Source organism: Pseudomonas sp. MWU12-2020, assembly GCF_023100605.1.
Lineage (GTDB): Bacteria > Pseudomonadota > Gammaproteobacteria > Pseudomonadales > Pseudomonadaceae > Aquipseudomonas > Aquipseudomonas fluorescens_H.
In genome coordinates this window covers 525,541-547,759 of the sequence record NZ_JALMEX010000004.1, presented here as the reverse complement: position 1 = coordinate 547,759, position 22,219 = coordinate 525,541, and the positions used below count along the sequence as shown (strand labels likewise).

Annotated in this window: 20 protein-coding genes and 1 pseudogene; 8 read left to right on the top strand and 13 right to left on the bottom strand. The window is 60.9% G+C overall.

The genetic code is table 11. From position 1 onward, the window contains the following. Nucleotides 1-13: 13 nt before the first annotated feature. The 4 genes from pqqC to M0814_RS12840 are packed head-to-tail and all read left to right on the top strand — an operon-like array spanning nucleotide 14 to nucleotide 3,959. Nucleotides 14-766 carry a pyrroloquinoline-quinone synthase PqqC gene (gene pqqC, locus M0814_RS12855; protein ID WP_103486456.1) on the top strand — a complete coding sequence of 251 codons (753 nt, stop codon included), beginning with the start codon at nucleotides 14-16 and terminating at the stop codon, nucleotides 764-766. Further along, complete coding sequence (gene pqqD / locus M0814_RS12850) at nucleotides 763-1,038, top strand: pyrroloquinoline quinone biosynthesis peptide chaperone PqqD (RefSeq protein ID WP_003228880.1); 276 nt, start codon at nucleotides 763-765, stop codon at nucleotides 1,036-1,038. The genes pqqC and pqqD overlap by 4 nt, the downstream gene beginning before the upstream one ends. Beyond that, entirely contained in the window at nucleotides 1,010-2,182 is a 1,173-nt protein-coding gene (gene pqqE, locus M0814_RS12845) for a pyrroloquinoline quinone biosynthesis protein PqqE (protein ID WP_103486455.1), read from the top strand. Before pqqD ends, pqqE begins: the two co-directional genes overlap by 29 nt. Beyond that, nucleotides 2,148-3,959, top strand: a complete 1,812-nt coding sequence (locus tag M0814_RS12840) for a S9 family peptidase (protein ID WP_177434704.1) — start codon at nucleotides 2,148-2,150, stop codon at nucleotides 3,957-3,959. Before pqqE ends, M0814_RS12840 begins: the two co-directional genes overlap by 35 nt. Nucleotides 3,960-4,093: 134 nt before the next feature. On the opposite strand, the gene M0814_RS12835 is transcribed toward M0814_RS12840, so the two are convergent. The 4 genes and pseudogenes from M0814_RS12835 to M0814_RS12820 all read right to left on the bottom strand — a co-directional run bounded on the left by M0814_RS12835 (nucleotide 4,094) and on the right by M0814_RS12820 (nucleotide 6,549). Then, nucleotides 4,094-4,252, bottom strand: a complete 159-nt coding sequence (locus tag M0814_RS12835) for a YqaE/Pmp3 family membrane protein (RefSeq protein ID WP_003228885.1) — start codon at nucleotides 4,250-4,252, stop codon at nucleotides 4,094-4,096. A 109-nt stretch (nucleotides 4,253-4,361) separates the two neighbouring features. Beyond that, entirely contained in the window at nucleotides 4,362-4,682 is a 321-nt protein-coding gene (locus M0814_RS12830) for a DNA-binding transcriptional regulator (RefSeq protein ID WP_103486453.1), read from the bottom strand. Beyond that, a pseudogene (locus M0814_RS12825) lies at nucleotides 4,675-5,030 on the bottom strand (type II toxin-antitoxin system RelE/ParE family toxin). Before M0814_RS12825 ends, M0814_RS12830 begins: the two are co-directional and overlap by 8 nt. Nucleotides 5,031-5,265: 235 nt before the next feature. Then, the gene (locus M0814_RS12820) at nucleotides 5,266-6,549 is read right to left on the bottom strand and encodes an aminotransferase class III-fold pyridoxal phosphate-dependent enzyme (protein WP_103486452.1); all 1,284 of its coding nucleotides are present in this window, start codon (nucleotides 6,547-6,549) and stop codon (nucleotides 5,266-5,268) included. A 169-nt stretch (nucleotides 6,550-6,718) separates the two neighbouring features. Between M0814_RS12820 and M0814_RS12815 the strand changes: the two genes are divergently transcribed. After that, a complete protein-coding gene (locus M0814_RS12815) occupies nucleotides 6,719-7,648 on the top strand; it encodes a LysR family transcriptional regulator (protein ID WP_045122656.1) in 930 nt (309 codons plus the stop codon). Nucleotides 7,649-7,875: 227 nt separating this feature from the next. Here the strand turns inward: M0814_RS12815 and M0814_RS12810 are convergent, their stop codons facing one another. From M0814_RS12810 to bioB, 9 genes are all read right to left on the bottom strand, one after another. After that, nucleotides 7,876-9,654 (bottom strand): acyl-CoA dehydrogenase C-terminal domain-containing protein, encoded by a 1,779-nt coding sequence (locus tag M0814_RS12810; RefSeq protein WP_103486451.1) that lies wholly within the window; start codon nucleotides 9,652-9,654, stop codon nucleotides 7,876-7,878. Nucleotides 9,655-9,842: 188 nt separating this feature from the next. Further along, a complete protein-coding gene (locus tag M0814_RS12805) occupies nucleotides 9,843-11,132 on the bottom strand; it encodes a GGDEF domain-containing protein (RefSeq protein ID WP_003228895.1) in 1,290 nt (429 codons plus the stop codon). A 192-nt stretch (nucleotides 11,133-11,324) separates the two neighbouring features. Then, nucleotides 11,325-13,130, bottom strand: coding sequence for a phenylacyl-CoA dehydrogenase (locus M0814_RS12800; protein ID WP_103486450.1), 1,806 nt, complete (start codon nucleotides 13,128-13,130; stop codon nucleotides 11,325-11,327). Between the two features lie 276 nt (nucleotides 13,131-13,406). Next, nucleotides 13,407-13,703: a hypothetical protein gene (locus M0814_RS12795; RefSeq protein WP_003228898.1), complete on the bottom strand. Its 297-nt coding sequence runs from the start codon at nucleotides 13,701-13,703 to the stop codon at nucleotides 13,407-13,409. Nucleotides 13,704-13,811: 108 nt separating this feature from the next. After that, on the bottom strand, nucleotides 13,812-14,492 hold the full coding sequence (bioD, locus tag M0814_RS12790) for a dethiobiotin synthase (protein ID WP_003228900.1): 681 nt from the start codon (nucleotides 14,490-14,492) through the stop codon (nucleotides 13,812-13,814). Beyond that, nucleotides 14,489-15,301 carry a malonyl-ACP O-methyltransferase BioC gene (gene bioC, locus M0814_RS12785; protein WP_103486449.1) on the bottom strand — a complete coding sequence of 271 codons (813 nt, stop codon included), beginning with the start codon at nucleotides 15,299-15,301 and terminating at the stop codon, nucleotides 14,489-14,491. The genes bioD and bioC overlap by 4 nt, the downstream gene beginning before the upstream one ends. Then, entirely contained in the window at nucleotides 15,294-16,025 is a 732-nt protein-coding gene (locus tag M0814_RS12780; protein WP_103486448.1) for an alpha/beta fold hydrolase, read from the bottom strand. The genes bioC and M0814_RS12780 overlap by 8 nt, the downstream gene beginning before the upstream one ends. Continuing rightward, nucleotides 16,018-17,196, bottom strand: a complete 1,179-nt coding sequence (bioF, locus tag M0814_RS12775; RefSeq protein WP_103486458.1) for an 8-amino-7-oxononanoate synthase — start codon at nucleotides 17,194-17,196, stop codon at nucleotides 16,018-16,020. The genes M0814_RS12780 and bioF overlap by 8 nt, the downstream gene beginning before the upstream one ends. A 146-nt stretch (nucleotides 17,197-17,342) precedes the next feature. Beyond that, a complete protein-coding gene (gene bioB / locus M0814_RS12770; protein ID WP_103486447.1) occupies nucleotides 17,343-18,398 on the bottom strand; it encodes a biotin synthase BioB in 1,056 nt (351 codons plus the stop codon). Between the two features lie 91 nt (nucleotides 18,399-18,489). On the opposite strand from bioB, the gene M0814_RS12765 reads away from it, so the two are divergent. From M0814_RS12765 to M0814_RS12755, 3 genes are all read left to right on the top strand, one after another. Further along, nucleotides 18,490-19,224: a ComF family protein gene (locus M0814_RS12765; RefSeq protein WP_103486446.1), complete on the top strand. Its 735-nt coding sequence runs from the start codon at nucleotides 18,490-18,492 to the stop codon at nucleotides 19,222-19,224. 189 nt (nucleotides 19,225-19,413) lie between these two features. After that, entirely contained in the window at nucleotides 19,414-20,178 is a 765-nt protein-coding gene (locus M0814_RS12760) for a TOBE domain-containing protein (RefSeq protein WP_103486445.1), read from the top strand. A gap of 71 nt (nucleotides 20,179-20,249) precedes the next feature. Further along, nucleotides 20,250-22,151: a PhoX family phosphatase gene (locus tag M0814_RS12755; RefSeq protein WP_103486444.1), complete on the top strand. Its 1,902-nt coding sequence runs from the start codon at nucleotides 20,250-20,252 to the stop codon at nucleotides 22,149-22,151. The last annotated feature ends 68 nt before the right edge of the window (nucleotides 22,152-22,219 follow it).

Below are 22,219 nucleotides of genomic sequence, written 5' to 3'. Positions count from 1 at the left end.
CCGGAGAACCGCAATGACCGACACCCCGCTGTCCCCCACCGAATTCGAAGCGGCCCTGCGCGCCAAAGGCGCCTATTACCACATCTACCACCCGTATCACGTGGCGATGTACGAGGGCCGTGCCACCCGCGAGCAGATTCAGGGCTGGGTCGCCAACCGTTTCTACTATCAGGTGAACATCCCCCTGAAAGACGCGGCGATCCTCGCCAACTGCCCGGATCGCGAGATCCGTCGCGAGTGGATTCAACGCCTGCTCGACCACGACGGTGCCCCGGGTGAGGACGGCGGGATCGAAGCCTGGCTGCGTCTCGGTCAGGCGGTCGGCCTCGACCCGGATCAACTGCGCTCCCAGGAACTGGTGCTGCCCGGCGTGCGTTTCGCCGTCGACGCGTACGTCAACTTCGCCCGCCGTGCCAGTTGGCAGGAAGCCGCCAGCAGCTCGTTGACCGAACTGTTCGCGCCGCAGATCCACCAGTCGCGCCTCGACAGCTGGCCGCAGCATTACCCGTGGATCGACCCGGCCGGTTACGAATATTTCCGCACCCGCCTCGGTCAGGCGCGGCGCGATGTCGAGCATGGTCTGGCGATCACGCTCGAGCACTACAAGACCCGCGAGGGTCAGGAGCGCATGCTGGAAATTCTCCAGTTCAAACTGGACATTCTTTGGAGCATGCTCGATGCCATGAGCATGGCTTACGAACTGAACCGCCAGCCCTATCACAGCGTCACCGAGCAGCGGGTCTGGCATAAAGGAATCACCCTATGAGTTTTGATCGCAGCAAGATCCCGACCTGGCGTCCCGGCTACCGTTTTCAGTATGAACCGGCGCAAAAAGGCCACGTGCTGCTCTACCCCGAGGGCATGATCAAGCTCAACGACAGCGCCGCGCTGATCGGCGGTTTGATCGACGGTGAACGCGATGTCGCGGCGATCATCGCCAAACTCGACGAGCAGTTCCCCGGCGTGCCTGAGCTCGGTGAAGACATCGAGCAATTCATGGAGGTTGCCCGTGCGCAGCACTGGATCGAACTTGCCTGAAGCATCGGTGCAAGTACCGCCAAAACCTGAAGTCGGCCTGCCGCTGTGGCTGCTCGCCGAGCTGACCTACCGCTGCCCGCTGCAATGCCCGTACTGCTCCAATCCGCTGGATTTCGCCGAGCAGGGCAAAGAGCTGAGCACCGAGCAGTGGATCAAGGTGTTCCGCGAAGCGCGGGAGATGGGCGCGGCGCAACTGGGCTTTTCCGGTGGTGAGCCGCTGGTGCGCCAGGACCTCGCCGAACTGATCCGTGAAGCGCGGCAGTTGGGTTTCTACACCAACCTGATCACTTCCGGCATCGGTCTGACCGAGCAGAAGATCAGTGACTTCAAGAGGGCTGGTCTCGATCACATCCAGATCAGTTTTCAGGCCAGTGACGAACAGGTAAACAACCTGCTCGCCGGCTCGAAAAAGGCCTTCGCGCAGAAGCTGGAAATGGCCCGGGCGGTGAAGGCCCACGGCTATCCGATGGTGCTGAACTTCGTCACCCACCGGCACAACATCGACAAGATCGACCGCATCATCGAGCTGTGTATTGCGCTCGAAGCAGACTTCGTCGAACTCGCCACCTGCCAGTTCTACGGCTGGGCGCAGCTCAACCGTGTCGGCCTGTTACCGACCAAGGAACAACTGGTGCGTGCCGAACGCATCACCAACGAATACCGCGCCAAACTGGAAGCCGAAGGGCATCCGTGCAAGCTGATATTCGTCACCCCGGACTACTACGAAGAACGCCCGAAAGCCTGCATGAACGGCTGGGGCAGCATCTTTCTGACGGTTACTCCGGACGGCACTGCCCTGCCCTGTCATGGCGCCCGACAGCTGCCGGTACAATTTCCCAACGTGCGCGACCACAGCATGCAGCACATCTGGTACGACTCGTTCGGCTTCAACCGCTTTCGCGGTTACGACTGGATGCCTGAGCCGTGCCGCTCGTGCGACGAGAAGGAACAGGATTTCGGCGGCTGCCGCTGTCAGGCGTTCATGCTTACGGGGGACGCGAGCAATGCCGACCCGGTGTGCAGCAAGTCCGAACATCACGGCGTGATTCTCAAGGCCCGCGAAGAAGCCGAGACCGCCACCCAGACCATCGAACAACTGGCCTTCCGTAATGAACGAAACTCACGCCTCATCGCCAAGGGCTGAGCCTTTCAGCGCCGCCCAAGCCGTCGCCGCCGGAATGGATTTCGCCGAGCTGCAACTCGGCGCCCACGGTTTGTTCTGGAATGAATATCGCCCGCAAGACGCCGCGTGCCGGATCTGGCAGTGGCGCGACGGCGTGGCGAAATGTCTGACGCCGGACGGTTTCAGTGTGCGTAGCCGGGTGTACGAATATGGCGGTGGCGCGTTTTGTCTGACGCCTGACGGAGTGGCTTTCGTCAATGAGGCGGATCAGCAGTTGTATCGGCAAGCGCTGGATGGCGCGCCTGAAGCGCTGACGTCTGGCGAGTGTCGTTATGGCGATCTGCATTTTGCTTTCGGCCAGGTGCTGACGGTTGAGGAGCTGCGCGACCAGCATCGACTGGTAGCAATTGATCTGGCTGAAGGCACCCGGCATTTGCTGGCTGAAGGTGCAGATTTCTATGCAGCACCGGTGATCAGCCCGGACGGTTCGCGGTTGGCGTGGATCGAGTGGAGTCGGCCGCATCAGCCTTGGACATCCACGCGATTGATGGTGGCCGAGCGTCTGGCTGAGGGTGGCTTTGGCGCACCGCGTTGCGTGGCGGGGGCTGACCTTGAAGAGTCGATCCAGCAACCGCGGTTCGACGTGAAAGGACGCTTGTTGTGCCTGACTGATCGCGACGGTTTCTGGCAGCCGTGGGGCGAAACGTCCGACGGTTTGCATCGACTGCCCTGTGCCGAGGCCGATCATGCGCCCGCCCCGTGGCAAATGGGTGGCTGCACCTGGTTGCCGGTGGGCGATTCGTTTCTGGCGAGCTGGAGCGAAGGCGGTTTTGGTCGTCTGGCGCTCGACGGCGAGGACTTTACTGGCGACTACAGCCGCTTCCGGCATCTGGCGCTGGATCAGCAGTTCATCTACTGCATCGCCGCTTCGCCGATCAGCCCTTCGGCGGTGATCGCCATTGATCGCGCTACCCGCGAAGTGAATGTGCTGGCCGGCGGTGTGGCGCCTTTGCCGGCGGAGCGCATCAGCTGTCCGCAGACCTTGCGCTACCCGAGTGGCCGCGGTGAGGCTCACGGCTTCTTTTATCCGGCGATGAACGACGAAGCGCGACCGCCACTGGTGGTGTTCATCCACGGCGGCCCGACCTCGGCCTGCTACCCGATGCTTGACCCGCGCATTCAGTACTGGACGCAGCGTGGTTTCGCCGTCGCCGACCTCAACTATCGCGGCAGCAGCGGTTACGGTCGCGAATACCGTCAGGCGTTGCATTTGAGTTGGGGTGAGGTGGATGTCGAGGACGCCTGCGCGGTGGTGGCGTATCTGGCCGAACAAGGTCTGATCGATGGCGAGCGGGCATTTATTCGCGGTGGCAGCGCCGGGGGTTACACCACGCTGTGCGCGCTGGCGTTTCAGCAAGTGTTCCGCGCGGGCGCCAGCCTCTATGGCGTCAGCGACCCGGTGGCACTGGCCCGGGCAACCCACAAATTCGAAGGTGATTATCTCGACTGGCTGATCGGCGATCCCGAACAGGATGCCGAGCGCTACGCCGCCCGCACGCCGTTACTGCACGCGAGCAACATCCGTGTGCCAGTGATTTTCTTTCAGGGTGAGCTGGATGCGGTCGTGGTGCCGCAACAGACGCGCGACATGGTCGCGGCGCTGGAGCACAACGACATCCCGGTCGAGGCGCATTACTACGCCGAGGAACGCCATGGCTTCCGCCGGGCGGTGAACCAGGCGCATGCGCTGGAACTGGAGTGGAAGTTTTATCGGCGGGTGATGGGGTTGGCGGACTGAGCACCGCGCCTCTTTCAAAATAGCGTCGTCCCATTCGCGAGCAGGCTCGCTCCCACATTGGATCTGTGTTGTTCACAAAATCCCCTGTGGGAGCGAGCCTGCTCGCGAATGCTATCTATCAGATGCCGCTGAACTCAACGCTTGGCGATGATGTACACCGCATGCACGATCCCCGGGATATAACCGCACAGCGTCAGCAGAATGTTCAGCCAGAACGCCCCGCCGAACCCGACCTGCAGAAACACACCCAGTGGCGGCAACAGAATGGCGATGATGATACGAATGAAGTCCATGGGTCAGCTCCTGAATGGGGGTTGGCTCACATGAGCCATACAAGCTAATCGACCTGCGCCGTTCTTCAGGGTTCACTGCCGATCAAAGTCTCAGTGCCAAATTGATGGCTCAGGCAAGAATTTGCAGCCCATGCTTCTGCACGATGCTCAGCAGTTTCAGCGCCATTCCGCTGGGATGTTTATCTCCCGACTCCCATTGCTTGACTGTCGATGCACTGGTATTCAAGTAGCGTGCAAATACCGGCTGGCTGACGTTATTACGCTCGCGCAGCGCCTTGATCTGTTCCGCCGGGATCGCGTCAGGCACCGTCGCCAGGCAGGACTCGTCAAACTCACGCATCGTCGCCTTGCTGATGGCTCCGACCGCGAGCAAAGCCTTGGCCGACTCATGTACCGACTGAAAAACTTCACGTTTGTATTTCTTACTCATGGAACATCTCCACAAACTCCTTCATCGCCAGCAATCCCTGAAGCTGCTCATGCGACAGTTGCGCATATGCCTTGGCCAATTGCGTAAATCCTTTAGCTCTGCGGTACTGATATTGCTCCGGTCCTTCTTGGCGAACAGCACTTGATAAATCCAGTAACGACCGCCCTTCGCCAGAACAATCGAGCGGTGGCGATTGGCATTCAGACGTTTCTTCCAGACCCCACCGCCAAGATTGTCAGCCTGTCCATCGAGCATCTCGGCGAATGCCTCCAGTAATTCCTCATCCGTGATCCATGCCTTGCTGGCCTGTACCGCAAAGCCTTTGGTCTTGAACAATCTGAATGACATCGGTATCCCTTCCAAAAAACACACCACCTGGTGGTCCATATTACAAAGCCAGTCTTGGTGAAATCGCACTCCCTGTCGGCACCTTCTAAAAGAGCATTCGTCCGATAAGTTCTCAAGTGCCAGAAAGCACTTGGCAAAATCCGGGCACAAAAAAACGCCCCACGCCAAAAGAATCAGGCGTGGGGCGTGCGTTATACCGCGAGACGGTTCTTGAAATCGGGCAGGAAACTTCAGCTCAGACGGCAATCCCCTTACGGCATTGCAGTTGCGCGGTGCGCACTCGTGAGAAGGCGCGGGTCAGGCGCAGGAGCATTTCGTCGATGTTGGCCTTGCTGACGGTGAGTGCCGGGGTGAAACGCAGGCAGTTGGCTTGCGGCGCGTTGAGCAGCAGGCCTTCATGCAAGGCGGCTTTGACTACGGCATCGGCGGAATCCTCTGACAGGCTCAGTCCCCAGAACAGGCCTTGCCCGCGCAACTCGCCATGTCCGTAACGGTGCGCCAGTCGCGCGAGTCCCTCTCGCAAGTGCTGGCCGTGGTCTTTGATCTGCTCGAGAAATGCCCGGTCCTGCACGCTGTCGAGCACCACCAGACCGGCCGCGGTCATCAGTGCATTGCCGTGATGAGTGCCGCCCAGTTCCCCTGCATCAAAGCAGCAGGCCTTGCCTCGGGCCAATAACGCCGCCAGAGGAACGCCGCCACCAAGGCCCTTGCCGAGTACGACGATGTCGGCGCGCACACCGTAGGACTCTTCCGCGAGCAAAGTGCCGCAGCGACCGATGCCGGTCTGCACTTCGTCGAGGATCAGCAGAATGCCCAGCTCGCGGCATAAGCGCTCGACGCCTTTGAGGTAATGCTCGGTGGCCGGAATCACCCCGGCATCGCTCTGGATCGGTTCGAGCATGATCGCCACGGTTTGCGCATCGACGGCGGCATGCAGCGCCGGCAAATCGTTGAAGGGCACCCGATCGAAACCCGGCAACAAGGGTGCGAAACGATTGTGCAGGTTGCAACTGTCCGACGCGGAAATCGTCGCCAGACTACGGCCGTGACAGCCTTGTCTGGCAACAATGATCCGCGAGGCGCCGCCACGATGCAGCTGGCCCCATTTGCGCGCCAGTTTGATCGCCGCTTCACAGGCCTCGCTGCCGCTGTTGAGCAGGTAAGCCTGATCGCTGGAGGTGCTGGCGCACAGGCGCTCGGCAAGGCTGAGCATGCCGCGATTGTGCAGATTGAAACCGGGGTTGATCAGCGCCTGGGCCTGGCCGGCGATGGCTTTGACCAGTGCCGAAGGGCTGTGGCCGAGGCTGTTGGCACCGCCGGCCTGGGAAAAGTCGAGGTAGGCGCGGTCATTGCTGTCCCACAGCCATGAGCCCTGACCGCGAACGAACACCTGCTGCGGCCGTTCGACACTGGGCATCAGGCGCTCAGCATTCAGGCTGTCGCCTGCCTGGGGTGAAGCGGCCTCGAAAGCGAGGTCATCAAGACTCGGCGCCTGGCGCCGCAAACTGAACAGGTTCATTGAAAAAAACCTCGGTTGAGGTTTTTTGAACTGCCTATGCAAACACTGTCGAAGCAAACGCTATTCATCGCGCTCTCTGGCCCTGTAAGCCTTGTGATTGCGGTTAGACTAGGCTCACTGACGGCTTCGGGCCATTTCGATTTACCAGCATTTTCGATAAGCGCTACTTATGGATTTCAAACAACTGCGTTATTTCGTCGCGGTCTACGAAGAGGGCCATGTCGGCCGCGCTGCCGAGCGCCTGTCGATCTCGCAACCGGCGCTGTCGCAGCAGATTCGCCAGCTTGAACAGAACCTCGACGTCACCCTGTTCGAACGCAGCAGCAAACGTCTGTTGCCGACACTCGCCGCACACACGCTGTACAACCACGCCCTGCCGCTGCTCGACGGTCTGCAGCGGGCACGGGAAGCGCTGGGCAACTTCAAGGGACAAGCCCTGCGCACGCTGGCGATCGGCGTACTGCAAACCGTGCACACCAGCCTCGTGCCGCAAATGCTCGAACGGGTGCGCAAGGCGCAGCCGCATCTTGTGGTGCAGATCTATGAACTGACGGGGCTGGAGATCGAGCGCCGTTTGCTCAACGGCTCGCTGGACATCGGCATCAGCTACCTGCCGCCGCGCCAACCGGGGCTGCATGGCGTGCTGCTGTACGAAGACGAACTGACGCTGGTGATCCCGGCGGATCACCCGCTGCGTGAATTCAAGAAAGTCTCGATGCGCCAGGCTGCGGAATTGCCCATGTTGCTGCTGGGCGAAGAATTTCAGATCCGGCAGATCTGGCAGGCGCAACTGACCAGCCTGGGTCGGCGCCCGCAAGTACAGGCCGAGCTGAACAATATGCTGGGGATTCTCGACAGTCTGCCGCACACCAAACTGGCGACGGTGTTGCCCGGTCGCTCACAGAGGGAATACGACGAACAGGATCTGCTGTGGAAGCCGTTGAGCGAACCACGGGTGCCGCTGAAGGTTGGGCTGGTATGCCGCGACGTGCAGCGCCAGCAGGCGTCTTTGGCGTTGCTGCGTACGTTGCTGGAAGAGGTGATTCAGCGTGAGGACAAACCGCTTAAAGCTGCGCCGCCACTGGATCCGCTGGCCTGAAAACTTTTCTGCAGGCAAAAGAAAACCCCGCCGAAGCGGGGCTTTGCAGACTGTTTCCCTGACATCCATTTCACTCCGCCACCCTGGCAGAATCCTACGTGTCCGTGTTGTTGCTTTGCGCTTCCTGCGCGACGTCCATGAGTTGTAGATTAGCTGTGGATCCAATCCGCGCCTATGGGAGAACAGCAGCACGTCATGTAAGAGAATGCTTACATGACGTTACATCATCAAAACTGTTCAGCGTTCAGCAGGAACAACGACTCGCTGCCAGCCTTTACCGATGCACTCAGTGAGTGGATACGCGGCAGCAGACGGGCGAAATAGAAGCGCGCGGTGCCCAGCTTGCTGGCGTAGAAATCGTCCTGGGCTTCTTTACCCAGCGCGGCTTTCGCCATCAGTGCCCACATGTAGGCATAAGCGGTGTAGCCAAACGCTTGCAAGTATTCGACCGAGGCTGCGCCGATTTCGTTCGGATTGGTTTTCGCCCGATCCAGCAGCCATGCAGTCAGTTCATCGAGGGTGCTGACGGCATCGTTCAGCGGCTTGGTGAATTCGCCGAGGTCAGCGCTGGCAGTCGCGGTGAAGTGGCGGATCTCGTCAGCGAACAGCTTGTAGAACGCGCCACCACTGCCGACGATCTTGCGTCCGACCAGGTCCAGCGCCTGAATGCCGTTGGTGCCTTCGTAGATCTGGGTGATGCGCACGTCACGCACCAGTTGCTCCTGACCCCACTCGCGGATGTAGCCGTGGCCGCCGAAAATCTGCTGGCCGTGCACGGTGGTTTCCAGGCCCAGGTCCGTGAGGAATGCCTTGGCCACCGGGGTCAGCAGCGCGACCAGGTCTTCTGCGCGCTTGCGGGTGGTCGCGTCTTCGCTGAACTTGGCGGTGTCGAGTTGCATCGCCACGTAGGTGGAGAAGGCGCGACCGCCCTCGTTCGAGGCTTTCATGGTCAGCAGCATGCGACGCACGTCCGGGTGGACGATGATCGGGTCGGCAACCTTGTCCTTGTTCTGCGCGCCGGTCGGCGAACGGCTCTGCAGACGATCACGCGCATATTCGACGGCGTTCTGATAAGAGCGCTCGCCGCTGGCCAGGCCTTGAATGCCGACGCCCAGACGCTCGTAGTTCATCATGGTGAACATCGCCGCCAGACCCTTGTTCGGCTCGCCGACCAGATAACCCACGGCTTCGTCGAAGTTCATCACGCAGGTCGCGGACGCCTGGATGCCCATCTTGTGCTCGATCGAACCGCAGTTCGCCGGGTTGCGCGCGCCCAGGCTGCCATCGGCATTGACCATGAACTTCGGTACTAGGAACAGCGAAATGCCTTTCGGGCCGGCCGGGGCGTCCGGCAGTTTCGCCAGCACCAGGTGAATGATGTTCTCGGTCAGGTCGTGCTCACCGCCGGTGATGAAGATCTTGGTGCCGCTGACCTTGTAGGAACCGTCGGCCTGCGGTTCGGCCTTGGTGCGAATGATCCCCAGGTCGGTGCCGGCGTGCGGCTCGGTCAGGCACATGGAACCGGCCCAGACGCCGGCGTACATGTTCGGCAGGTACGCGGCCTTCAGCTCCTCGCTGGCGTGGGCGTTGATCGACAGGCAGGCGCCGGCGGTCAGCATCGGGTACAGACCGAACGACAGGCTGGCGGAGTTGACCATTTCTTCGACCTGCGCCGAGACAGCCTTGGGCATGCCCATGCCGCCGTAGGCCGGATCGCCACCGACGCCGACCCAACCACCCTCTGCGTAAGTCTGATAGGCCTGTGGGAAACCGGCCGGAGTGGTGACGGCGCCATCCTTCCAGTGGCAGCCTTCTTCGTCGGCTGCGCGGCTCAGGGGTGCAATGCTTTTGCTGGTGACCTTGCCGGCTTCTTCGAGAATGGCTTCTACGGTTTCTGCATCGACGGTCTCGGCCAAGGCCGGCAGTTCGGCCCAGAGTTTGGCGACTTCGAATACTTCATTGAGGACGAAGCGCATATCGCGCAGCGGCGCTTTGTAGTCAGCCATGGCAAACCTCGCAAGATCTAAACAGGTGATTCGTGGAAGAGTGTTTTCGTTGAGGCCGAGTGTACCTCAACAACTTTTGCGACACATAGGGTCAACCGGTGACTGATTTGTTATTTTTGGTCACCAACATTCAGCGATAAAACAAAGCCCGCAATCAGCGGGCTTTTTAGTGATGGTTGTGGCGTGATTCAGCCAGCGGCGCTGTCCATGCGCACTGCGCCGCGACGGTTCTGTCCGAACGCCATGACGCAGTTACGCCCGGCACCCTTGGCGCTGTACAACGCCTGGTCGGCGGACTTGAGGACTTCTTCCGGCGTCCGCTGCTCGACCCGTTCGGCAACGCCGATACTGACCGTGACCGAGACACTGGAAGCACCGCTGCCGCTACGGCGCTGGCGACCTTGCTGGTCGTCCTGCGGGCGGTTCTCCTGATTGCGCAACTGGATGTTGTAGGAGGCAATCGACTCGCGGATCACTTCCAGGTGCGGCATGCATTCCTCGAGGGTTTTGCCCGCAAACACCAGGGCGAATTCCTCACCACCATAGCGATATGCCCTACCGCCGCCGCTGATTTTCGACAGTTTGCTGGCGACCAGTCGCAGCACTTGGTCACCAACATCGTGACCGTGGGTGTCGTTGAATTTCTTGAAGTGATCGACGTCGCTCATCGCCAGCACATAGTTGCGCCCCAGGCGCTGCATCCGCTCATTGAGCGCGCGGCGCCCCGGCAGACCGGTGAGTTCATCGCGGAAGGCCATTTGATAGGCCTCATGCGCCACGGCAGCCGCAACCATCAGCATCACCTGACTGCACATGATGTTCAGGGTGAATGGCAGGATGAAGGTTTTCGGCAGCATCCAGAACAAACCGAGCAAGCCGACCAGTTGCGCCGCATGCAGCGGGCGCGGGTTGCGCCAGTACTGCCAGGCCAGCAGCAGGAACGCCGAGAGGAATACCGGATAGGACATCTGGATCAGGCTCATCCAGGCGCCATGCAGCGCCGGCCAGCGGATTTCCGAGAGCCACATGAGCAGAGCCTGGGGATAACTCTGCTCAAGGCCGAGGGCGACGCTGCCGAAGGCCAGCAACACGGCGAACCGCGCCACCATGTCCTGAAACAGATGGGTACGTTCCTGCCACGCGGCGAACAGCCCGAACAGCAGCGGCAACAACAGACAGACAAGGTGGAATACCACGGCAGCGTCTTCGCGCACTTTGCCATTGTCGCGGTAATAGTCGGTCTGGGTGTCGAGCAAAAAGTAGGCGATGTACACCGTGAGCATCAGAAACAGTTCGCGCTGACGTCGGTAAACCGCACAGTAAGCGCCGCCCAACAACAGCACCAGGGTCGGCAACACGTTGAACAGCGAAGTGAAGAATACGTTGAGGTCTTTGACGTACGCAGCCGCCAACCCCGCAAGTAACAACAGCAGTGAAGGTAGGAAATGGCTGAAACGTACAGCAGAAGAACGCGGCAAGGGTAAAGCTCCGACCCGTCATATCAAAGAGATGGCATTGTGCCTGCAATGTGGCCAGTTAAGCACACACAATGTGATCCAGATCACACGCAGTCTCTTTAACGGCAGAAAACTCGGGTTTCTGAGCGATTCAGAAACAAAAAAAACCGCTGCCCCATGGGAGCAGCGGTTTTCGTCAGACCGCGTTGAGGCTTAGTAGCCCAGTGCGAAGTCTTCTTCTTTCATGTCCATCAGGTTGTTGGCGCCCGACAGCATGGTGGCCACGTGGGTACGGGTACGTGGCAGGATGCGCTGGAAGTAGAAGCGCGCGGTTTGCAGCTTGGCGGTGTAGAACGCTGCGTCGCCGGTGCCTTCTGCCAGCTTCTCGGCCGCCACACGTGCCATGTCGGCCCAGAAGTAGGCCAGGCAGGCGTAACCGGAGTACATCAGGTAGTCCACGGAGGCCGCGCCGACTTCTTCGCGATCTTTCATGGCCGCCATACCGACCTTCATGGTCAGCTCGCCCCATTCCTTGTTCAGTGCAGCCAGCGGTGCAACGAATTCTTTGACGGCTTCGTTGCCTTCGTTGTTCTGGCAGAACTTGTGGACGATCTTGGTGAAGCCTTTCAGAGCCTCGCCTTGGGTCATCAGCACTTTACGGCCCAGCAGGTCGAGTGCCTGGATGCCGGTGGTGCCTTCGTACAGCATCGAAATACGGCTGTCGCGAACGTTCTGCTCCATGCCCCACTCGGCGATGAAACCGTGGCCACCGTAGATCTGCACGCCGTGGTTGGCGGCTTCGAAACCGACTTCGGTCATGAACGCTTTGGCGATCGGCGTCATGAACGCCAGCAGTGCGTCGGCCTTCTTCTTCTCTTCTTCGTCGACGCCGTATTTGACGATGTCGACCTGCTTGGCAGTGAAGTACACCATCGCGCGGTTGCCTTCGGCGAAGGCCTTCATGGTCAACAGCATGCGACGTACGTCAGGGTGCACGATGATCGGGTCAGCAGCCTTGTCCGGCGCTTTCGGGCCAGTCAGGGAGCGCATTTGCAGACGATCGCGAGCGTATTTCAGGCCACCCTGGAAGCCGATTTCGGCGTGGGCCAGACCTTGCAGCGCGGTACCCAGACGTGCGGTGTTCATGAAGGTGAACATGCAGTTCAGGCCTTTGTTCGCCGGGCCGATCAGGAAACCGGTCGCGCCGTCGAAGTTCATCACGCAAGTGGCGTTGCCGTGAATGCCCATCTTGTGTTCCAGCGAACCGCAGCTCACTGCGTTGCGCGCACCGAGGGTGCCATCGGCGTTCGGCAGGAACTTTGGAACGATGAACAGGGAAATGCCTTTGGTGCCAGCCGGTGCGTCCGGCAGACGAGCCAATACGATGTGGACGATGTTGTCGGCCATGTCGTGTTCACCGGCCGAGATGAAGATCTTGGTGCCGGAAACTTTGTAGGAACCATCAGCCTGAGGCTCGGCCTTGGTACGCAGCATGCCCAGGTCGGTGCCGCAGTGCGGTTCGGTCAGGCACATGGTGCCGGTCCACTCGCCGGAAACCAGTTTGGTCAAATAGGCTTCTTGCTGCTCAGGGGTGCCATGCTCGGAGATGGTGTTCATCGCGCCGTGCGACAGGCCTGGGTACATGCCCCACGACCAGTTGGCTTCACCGACCATTTCGCTGACGGCCAGACCCAGCGACTCCGGCAGGCCTTGACCGCCGTGCTCGACGTCGTGCGCCAGGCTAGGCCAGCCGCCTTCGACGAATTGCTTGTAGGCTTCTTTGAAGCCAGTCGGGGTCTTCACGCCGGACTCGCTCCAGGTGCAGCCTTCGAGGTCGCCCACGCGGTTCAGCGGTGCCAGTACCTGCTCACAAAACTTGGCGCCTTCTTCGAGAATGGCGTCAACCATGTCTGGCGTTGCGTCGGCGCAAGCCGGAAGGCTCTGATAGTGCGCTTCGTAGCCGAGCAGTTCGTCACGAACGAAGCGAATATCACGCAAGGGGGCCTTGTAGTCAGGCATAGCGATAAACCTCTGCTGATGTAACCGGGAATGAACGACCGTGTTGATTTGTTATGACGGTCAAACAGTTGTTTGAAACATACGTTTACGCCGAAATCTTGTCAAGCGTCGATCTTTTGCCGTTCGTCATCACTTTTTTCAAACGCCGGACACAGCAAACCGCCACGGACTGCACAGAGCCACGGGCCATAAAAAAAGATTAGTTGAGGGAGAAGGACTTACAACGAAAAACGCCGCGACAAGGCGCGGCGTTCAGCAGGCGGGAGACGAGAAAAATCAGGCAAACGTATCGATGATCGTACCGAGCATTTCATCGGAAGCCTTGGCGACCTTGGTGCCCAGCTCTACCTGAAACTTGCCCTGGGCCATCTCGGCCATGGCGCTGCCCGGATCCATTTGCTGGCTGCGGTCGATACCACGCAGACGATCGACCTGAGCCTCCGAAGACTGGCTGGTGACCGAACGCTCGATGGTGTTGTTGGCGATCTGGCTCGCGGCCTGGTCGACTCGGTTCTGCCCGGTCTGAATAGTGCTCAAACCTGCATAAAAAGCTGTGTTACCGGAGATTTCCATTGCGCTCTCATCCTTGGGAAGGATCAATGGTGGTCATTGAAGCAGAGGCGCCAGAAAAACACCCGTCAAAAATACTGATGGCACAGTGCCTTGTCATAGCCAAAAACATTAATCCAGCAGATCGAGCTGCAGATGATCGGCCACAGCCTCGGCGCTGAGCGATTTCAGTTTCGGTACCCGCCCCAGACACGGCGCCGGAAGCCGCTCGGCCAACGTCGCCAGATTCTCCTCCAGCCGCGACGTCTTCGGATCGATGATATTCGCCACCCAACCCGCCAGTTGCAGGCCATCGCGAGCAATTGCCTCGGCCGTCAGCAACGCATGGCTGATGCAGCCCAGACGCACACCCACCACCAGAATCACCGGCAGCTTCAACGCGATGGCCAGATCCGACAGATTGTCCTGATCGGCCAACGGCACCCGCCAGCCACCCGCTCCTTCGATCAACGTGAAATCGGCATTCAGCGCCAGAATTTCGCGCATCGGTGCCAGCAACGATTGCACGGTCAGCGCGACGCCGGCCTCACGCGCTGCCAGATGCGGCGCGATGGCCGGCTCGAATGCCACCGGATTGACCTGTTGATAAGTCAGCGGCACCGAACATTCAGCCAGCAGCGCCAGCGCATCGGCATTGCGCAAACCCTTGGGGGTGACCTCGCAGCCCGAGGCAACCGGTTTCCCCGCCGCCGTACTCAGCCCTGCCGAGCGCGCAGCATGCAGCAACCCGGCAGCCACGGTGGTCTTGCCGACATCGGTGTCAGTCCCGGTGATGAAATAGGCTGCGCTCATAAGGGTTTCTCCAAAACGGCGTAGACCACCTGGTAAGTCGCCGGCAATCCCTGCGCCTCACGGAACTGCTCGTAAGCCTCGATCAAACCGAGGATCCGCGCGCGCCCGGTCAAGCCACCCGGCCGACCAGGGTTCAGATTGTGCGCGCCGAGCGCCTTGAGTTCATGGGTCAGGCTGCGCACATCCGGGTAGTGCAGCACATGCGCCTGATTCTGCAGACTCACCGTACGCAAGCCACTGGCGGCACACAACTGCTCATACCGGGCGAACTCGCGGAAGCGGTTGACGTGCACCAGACCATCGACCTGCCGCCAGCTATCCCGCAACTCGTACAACGTCCCTACACAAAGACTAGCAAACGCAAAAATCCCACCGGGTTTCAGTACGCGAAAAGCCTCACTGAGCACCGATTCGAAGTCCGCACACCACTGCACCGCAAGGCTGGAAAAGATCAGCTCACAGGTCGAATCCTGCAACGGCAGACGTTCCGCATCGCCAGCGATGAAATGCTGCGCACCCCCCAAAGGACGGGCGTGATTGAGCATGCCCTCGGCGATATCCAGTGCCAGACCATGACCCTCGACAAATCGCTCGGCCATTGCGCGAGTGAAATACCCGGTGCCGCAGCCCAGATCCAGCCACCGCGCCGGCACAAAACCCGCTGGCAAGCGTGCGAGCAACTGCGAACCGACATCACGCTGCAGCTCGGCAACGCTGTCGTAGCTGGCCGCCGCACGGGAGAAAGACGCCGCGACCTGGCGCTTGTCAGGCAAGCCGCCAGGCAGCGCAACAATAGACAAATCAGTCATCACCGCACTCGTGTAGAAAAGCCTGGATCGCACCCGCCACGCCATGGGGGTCTTCCAGAAGAAATGCATGACTGGCCTGTTCGATCAGACCAATTTCGATATCCGGCAACAACGCGAACAACGCCCCTGCTGCTTCTGCCGGCACCAGGCCGTCCTGCCCGGCGAACAGATGCAACTGCGGGCCGCGAAAGGCCTGCAACGCTTCACGGGTATCCAGTTGTGCGAGCAATTCCAGGCCGGCCATCAAGGTCTCGGGGGCTGCATTCGGCGCCCCGCCCAGCATCAGCCGCGACAAGCCGCGCGGGTCTTGCGCGCCTTGGGCACACAGCAGCGAGAAACGCTTAAGGGTCATGCGCGGGTCGGCGCTGCAACCGGCCAAAAAAGCGTCGAACGTCTCAGCCGCCATCGCGCTCGGCCATTGTTCATGGGCGACAAACGAAGGATTGCTCGCCAGTGTCAGCAGCCCGCAGCAATGTTCTCCACGTCGCGCCGCCAACTCGCCGGCAAGCATGCCGCCAAGCGACCAGCCGCCCAGCCACACGTCCTGAGGGATCCGTTCATCGAGTTCGTCGAGCCAATCCTGCAAGTCGCCGGAGTCGAGTTCCGGCAACGGCTCGATCTCGACATGCAGGTGCTCGTCGAGCCCTTGCAATGCCGCGGCCAAGGGCTCCAGCGGCGAAACGCCGAGGCCCCAGCCGGGCAGCAGAATCAGGCGATCACGCATGGCTTGGCTCCGACGACAGTTGGGCAAAGCAATCGGCCAGTCCTTCTAACAATAGCTGCACCTGCGCCTCGCTGTGGGCGGCGGTCAGGGTCACGCGCAGGCGTGCACTTCCCGCCGGAACGGTAGGCGGACGGATGGCCGTGACCATCAAGCCGCGTTCGCGCAGCATCCGCGACAGGCGCACGGCGCGACCGGCATCGCCGATCAGAATCGGCTGGATCGGAGTGAAGCTGTCCATCAGTTGCAGACCGATCTGCTCGGCCCCTCGACGAAATTGGCGGATCAGCAGGTTAAGGTGCTCACGCCGCCAATGCTCGGTGCGCAGTAATTCCAGACTTTTCAGGGTCGCGCAGGCCAGTGCCGGCGGCTGGCTGGTGGTGTAGATGTAGGGCCGGGCGAACTGGATCAGGCTTTCGATCAGCTCTTCACTGCCAGCGACAAAAGCGCCAGCAGTACCGAACGCCTTGCCAAGGGTGCCGACCAGCACCGGCACATCCTCCTGACTCAGACCAAAATGCTCGACGATCCCGCCGCCATTGGCGCCGAGCGGGCCGAAGCCATGGGCATCGTCGACCATCAGCCACGCGCCTTTGGCTTTGGCCTCACGCGCCAGAGCCGGCAGATCGGCGAGATCGCCGTCCATGCTGAACACTCCGTCAGTCACCACCAGCGTATTGCCGGTGGCTTTCTCCAGCCGCTTGGCGAGGCTGTCGGCGTCGTTGTGCAGGTAACGATTGAAACGCGCGCCGGACAACAGACCGGCATCCAGCAACGACGCGTGGTTGAGCCGGTCTTCCAGCACCGTATCGCCCTGCCCGACCAGCGCCGTGACCGCACCGAGGTTGGCCATGTAACCGGTAGTGAACAGCAGCGCGCGCGGCCGGCCAGTGAGATCGGCGAGGGCTTCTTCCAGTGCGTGATGCGGGCCGCTGTGACCGATCACCAGATGCGACGCGCCGCCGCCCACGCCCCAGCGCTCGGCACCGGCGCGCCAGGCTTCGATCACCTGCGGATGATTGGCCAGGCCAAGGTAATCGTTGTTACAGAACGCCAGCAACGGCTGGCCGTCGACCACCACTTCAGGCCCCTGCGGGGACTCGAGCAGCGGGCGCTGACGATAGAGATTTTCGGCACGGCGGGCAGCAAGGCGTGCGGCGAGATCGAAAGACATGCAGGCCTCGACTTTCAAGTGACACAGATCTCCTGTAGGAGTGAGCCTGCTCGCGATGGCGGTGTATCAGTCGACATTATTGGTGAATGTCAGACCGCTATCGCGAGCAGGCTCACTCCTACAGGGTTTTGCGTTTCGAGCGAAGATCAGACCGCAGCGTTATAGAACTGCTCGCTGCTCTTCTGCTCCACCAACGCCTGCTCGATCGCGGCCTGATGCACCTCGTCGGAATGCTCTTCGCGCGCTTCCGGTTGAATGCCCAGGCGCGCGAACAGTTGCATGTCCTTGTCGGCCTGCGGGTTGGCGGTGGTCAGCAGTTTGTCGCCGTAGAAAATCGAGTTGGCACCGGCAAGGAATGCCAACGCCTGCATCTGCTCATTCATCGCCTCGCGGCCGGCGGACAGGCGCACGTGGGATTGCGGCATGAGGATGCGCGCCACGGCGAGCATGCGGATGAAGTCGAACGGATCGACGTCATCGGCGTTTTCCAGCGGCGTGCCGGCGACCTTCACCAGCATGTTGATCGGCACCGACTCCGGATGCTCCGGCAGGTTGGCCAACTGGATCAGCAGGTTGGCGCGGTCGTCCAGCGACTCGCCCATGCCGAGAATGCCACCGGAGCAGATCTTCATCCCCGACTCACGCACGTAGGCCAGCGTCTGCAAGCGTTCGCTGTAGGTGCGGGTGGTGATGATGCTGCCGTAGAACTCCGGCGAGGTGTCGAGGTTGTGGTTGTAGTAATCCAGGCCAGCCTTGGCCAGCGCCTCGGTCTGTTCCTGATCGAGACGACCGAGGGTCATGCAGGTTTCCAGGCCCATGGCCTTCACGCCTTCGACCATCTTCAGCACATACGGCATGTCTTTGGCCGACGGGTGCTTCCACGCCGCGCCCATGCAGAAACGGGTCGAGCCGATGGCTTTGGCGCGGGCAGCCTCTTCGAGGACTTTCTGCACTTCCATCAGCTTTTCTTTTTCCAGGCCGGTGTTGTAGTGACCGGACTGCGGGCAGTACTTGCAATCTTCCGGGCAGGCACCGGTCTTGATCGACAGCAGCGTGGAAACCTGCACGCGGTTGGCGTTGAAATGGGCGCGGTGCACCGTCTGCGCCTGGAACAGCAAGTCGTTGAATGGCTGTACGAAGAGCGCTTTGACTTCGGCTAAAGACCAGTCGTGACGCAGGGTGGCAGAGGTGCTGGCGCTCATGGGCAGTTCCTTGGTTATGCTTGGCTGGCGGCTGCGGGAAAGGAATACCCACAGGCGCGACACGGATGTTCGGCATATTTAAGGAAGAGTCATGCGCTGTCAACCACGATACGAACAACAGGTTTACATCTGTTTAAAAAACGTACAGACCTGTTTGCTGTGCGATGAACCCGCAGAAGCAGAAATGCCAATCTGCGTCGCCTGCGAAACCGATCTGCCTTGGCTCGGCGACCAATGCCAGACCTGCGCCTTGCCGCTGCCCAGCGCTGGCCTGACCTGCGGCGGGTGCCAGCTAGAGCCGCCGGCGTTCGAACAGGTGGTCGTGCCATGGCGCTATGACTTCCCGGTGGACAGTTTGATTACGCGCTTTAAACACAACGCGAAATGGCCGTTTGGTCACCTTCTCGCCGACGTTGCCGGACAATACCTGCAACATCGCTTCGATGAAGGTTTGCCGCGACCCGACGTGTTGGTGCCGGTGCCACTGGCCAGCAAACGTCTGCGTCAACGTGGGTTCAATCAAGCGGCAATGCTGGGGCGATGGTTGAGCCAACAGCTGGATCTGCCTTTTGAGGAACAGGCTCTACGGCGGATTCACGACACCAGCGCCCAACAGGATCTCGACGCCAAGGCACGCAAGCGCAACTTGCGTCACGCCTTCGCCCTGGCCCCGGACGCAGAGGTGAAAGGTCGGCACTTCGCATTGATCGATGACGTGCTGACCACCGGCGCCACGGCCCAGGCACTGGCGCGACTGTTAAAAGATGCCGGTGCAGCGCGGGTTGACGTGTATTGCCTGGCGCGCACGCCAAAGCCGGGGACTTGAGAATCGGCACAATCCCATTGTGGGAGCGGGCTTGCTCGCGAAGGGGCCTGTACATTCAGCATCTATGGCGACTGACACACCGCCTTCGCGAGCAAGCCCGCTCCCACCGGGGGACAGCGTGTGGCTTGACTCTTGTGATGCAAGCCGCCAACTTCACTTCCCACCGCCACCGTAAAAAGCACCCAATTCATGTCCTTGCCCACCCTATTGTCCCAGCACATCGTCCGCCGCCCGCAGCGCATCGCCCTGCTGCAACACATTGCCGAACAGGGCTCGATCACCCGCGCCGCGAAAAGCGCCGGGCTCAGTTACAAAGCCGCCTGGGATGCAATCGATGAGTTGAACAACCTGGCGCAGAAACCGCTGGTGGAACGTGCGGTCGGTGGCAAGGGCGGCGGTGGCGCCAGATTGTCCAGCGAAGGCGAACGGGTGTTGCGCCTTTATCAAAAGCTGCAGGCGTTGCAGGCGCAGGTGCTGGAAGCCGCCGAAGACGCTAGCGATCTGGACCTGCTCGGGCGCCTGATGCTGCGCACCAGCGCGCGCAACCAGTTGCACGGCAAAGTCGTCGCCATCGAGAGTCAGGGCCGCAATGACCTGATCCGCCTCGAACTGGCCGAAGGCCTGTGGATCAACGCGCAGATCACCCACGACAGCACCGTGCACCTGGAACTGCAACCGGGCACCGAAGTGGTGGCACTGATCAAGGCCGGCTGGCTTGAATTGCTGGCCATGGATCAAGTTGCAACATCTGGACACAATCTTCTGCAAGGCACCATTGAAGCCATTCTCGATGCCGAGGACGGCCCCAGCGAAGTGCGCATCACCCTGCCCAACGGCCAGACGCTCTGCGCTCTGGCGGAGCCGCTGCAGCTTCGCACCCGCAAGCTGAATGTCGAGCAACCGGTGCAAGTGCAATTCTCGCCGTCCAATGTGCTGATCGGCACGCCGCTGTAACGGACTTTCTGCAACAAAAGCTTCATCGCCCCCCATTAAGGTTGCTGCCAAAACCAAGCAGGGAGCCTGATGTGAGCCTATTAGAAGAAAACCAATCGACTGATCTGGAAAAAATGGTCGGCCTCAGCCGTCGCGGTTTCATCAGCGCCGGGGCACTGTGCGGCGCCGCCATGTTCCTCGGCGGCAACCTGCTGAGCCGCAGCGCGCTGGCCACCGGCATCAGCGCCGGCAACAGCCGCCTGCTCGGTTTCGAGAGCATTCCCGCCGCGACCACCGACGTCATCAGCCTGCCCAAGGGCTACAAGTCCTCGGTGCTGATCAGTTGGGGTCAACCATTGCACAAGAACGGCCCGGCGTTCGACCCGAGCGGCAATGGCACCGCCGCCGCCCAGGAAGTGCAGTTCGGCGACAACAACGACGGCATGAGCCTGTTCGAATTCCCCGACGACCGAAACCGTGCGTTGATGGCGATCAACAACGAATACACCAATTACCGCTACCTCTACCCGCACGGCGGCATGCCGCAATCGGCCGAAGACGTGCGCAAGGCGCTGGCCTGTGAAGGCGTGTCGGTGATCGAAGTGCAGCGCAAGAACGGCCAATGGCAGTTCGTCCAGGGCTCGCGCTACAACCGCCGCATCCATGGCAACTCGCCGCTGCGCATCAGCGGCCCGGCGGCCGGTCATGAGCTGATGAAGACGGCCGCCGACAAGCACGGCAAAAAAGTCCTCGGCACCTTCCAGAACTGCGCCAACGGCAAGACACCGTGGGGCACCTATCTGACCTGCGAAGAGAACTTCACCGACTGCTTCGGCAGCAGCAACGCGCAGCAGCAGTTCGACCCGGCGCAAAAGCGCTACGGCGTGTCGGCCGCCAGTCGCGAAATCAACTGGCACCCGTTCGACCCGCGTTTCGACATGGCGAAGAACCCCAACGAACTCAACCGTCACGGCTGGGTGGTCGAGATCGATCCGTTCGATCCACAATCGACCCCGGTCAAGCGTACGGCGCTGGGTCGCTTCAAGCATGAAAACGCCGCCCTCGCCGAGACCGATGACGGTCGCGCCGTGGTGTACATGGGCGACGACGAACGCGGCGAGTTCATCTACAAGTTCGTCAGCCGCGACCGCATCAACCATCGCAATGCGAAAGCCAACCGCGACATTCTCGACCACGGCACGCTGTATGTGGCCAAGTTCGACGCCGGTGACGGCAACCCGGATCACCCGAAGGGCCAGGGCCAGTGGATCGAACTGACCCACGGCAAGAACGGCATCGACGCCAGCAGCGGTTTCGCCGATCAGGCCGAAGTGCTGATCCACGCCCGCCTCGCCGCCAGTGTGGTCGGCGCTACGCGCATGGACCGCCCGGAGTGGATCGTGGTCAGCCCGAAGGACGGCCAGGTTTATTGCACCCTGACCAACAACGCCAAGCGCGGCGAAGACGGGCAGCCAGTGGGCGGGCCGAACCCGCGCGCGAAGAACGTCTACGGGCAGATCCTGCGCTGGCGCACCGACCGCGACGATCATGCGGCGAAAACCTTCGCCTGGGATCTGTTTGTGGTCGCCGGCAATCCGGGTGTACACGCCGGTACGCCGAAGGGCGGCTCGTCGAACATCACCCCGCAGAACATGTTCAACAGCCCGGACGGGCTGGGCTTCGACAAGGCCGGGCGCTTGTGGATTCTGACTGACGGCGACTCGAGCAACGCCGGCGACTTCGCCGGGATGGGCAACAACCAGATGCTCTGTGCCGATCCCAAGACCGGCGAGATTCGCCGGTTCATGGTCGGGCCGATTGGTTGCGAAGTCACCGGGATCAGCTTCTCGCCGGATCAGAAAACCCTGTTTGTCGGGATTCAGCACCCGGGCGAAAACGGCGGTTCGACCTTCCCCGAGCATCTGCCGAATGGCAAGCCACGGTCTTCGGTGATGGCGATTACTCGTGAGGATGGCGGAATCGTCGGCGCCTGATAAACCGCTTTCGCGAGCAAGCCCGCTCCCACATTGGATCGGCTGAGTGCATGAGATGGTCGGCACAC

Coding starts and splice junctions, on each gene's coding strand:
- M0814_RS12800 (WP_103486450.1), bottom strand. CDS start 13,130: ATGCCTGACTACAAGGCCCCCTTGCGTGATATTCGCTTCGTTCGTGAC.
- pqqD (WP_003228880.1), top strand. CDS start 763: ATGAGTTTTGATCGCAGCAAGATCCCGACCTGGCGTCCCGGCTACCGT.
- M0814_RS12835 (WP_003228885.1), bottom strand. CDS start 4,252: ATGGACTTCATTCGTATCATCATCGCCATTCTGTTGCCGCCACTGGGT.
- bioF (WP_103486458.1), bottom strand. CDS start 17,196: ATGTCTTTCGATCTCGCCGCACGCCTTGCTGCCCGCCGTGCCGAAAAT.
- bioB (WP_103486447.1), bottom strand. CDS start 18,398: ATGAGCGCCAGCACCTCTGCCACCCTGCGTCACGACTGGTCTTTAGCC.
- M0814_RS12795 (WP_003228898.1), bottom strand. CDS start 13,703: ATGGAAATCTCCGGTAACACAGCTTTTTATGCAGGTTTGAGCACTATT.
- bioC (WP_103486449.1), bottom strand. CDS start 15,301: ATGACTGATTTGTCTATTGTTGCGCTGCCTGGCGGCTTGCCTGACAAG.
- M0814_RS12760 (WP_103486445.1), top strand. CDS start 19,414: ATGTCCTTGCCCACCCTATTGTCCCAGCACATCGTCCGCCGCCCGCAG.
- M0814_RS12780 (WP_103486448.1), bottom strand. CDS start 16,025: ATGCGTGATCGCCTGATTCTGCTGCCCGGCTGGGGCCTCGGCGTTTCG.
- M0814_RS12810 (WP_103486451.1), bottom strand. CDS start 9,654: ATGGCTGACTACAAAGCGCCGCTGCGCGATATGCGCTTCGTCCTCAAT.
- M0814_RS12765 (WP_103486446.1), top strand. CDS start 18,490: ATGCGCTGTCAACCACGATACGAACAACAGGTTTACATCTGTTTAAAA.
- M0814_RS12840 (WP_177434704.1), top strand. CDS start 2,148: ATGAACGAAACTCACGCCTCATCGCCAAGGGCTGAGCCTTTCAGCGCC.
- pqqC (WP_103486456.1), top strand. CDS start 14: ATGACCGACACCCCGCTGTCCCCCACCGAATTCGAAGCGGCCCTGCGC.
- M0814_RS12820 (WP_103486452.1), bottom strand. CDS start 6,549: ATGAACCTGTTCAGTTTGCGGCGCCAGGCGCCGAGTCTTGATGACCTC.
- bioD (WP_003228900.1), bottom strand. CDS start 14,492: ATGAGCGCAGCCTATTTCATCACCGGGACTGACACCGATGTCGGCAAG.
- M0814_RS12815 (WP_045122656.1), top strand. CDS start 6,719: ATGGATTTCAAACAACTGCGTTATTTCGTCGCGGTCTACGAAGAGGGC.
- M0814_RS12830 (WP_103486453.1), bottom strand. CDS start 4,682: ATGAGTAAGAAATACAAACGTGAAGTTTTTCAGTCGGTACATGAGTCG.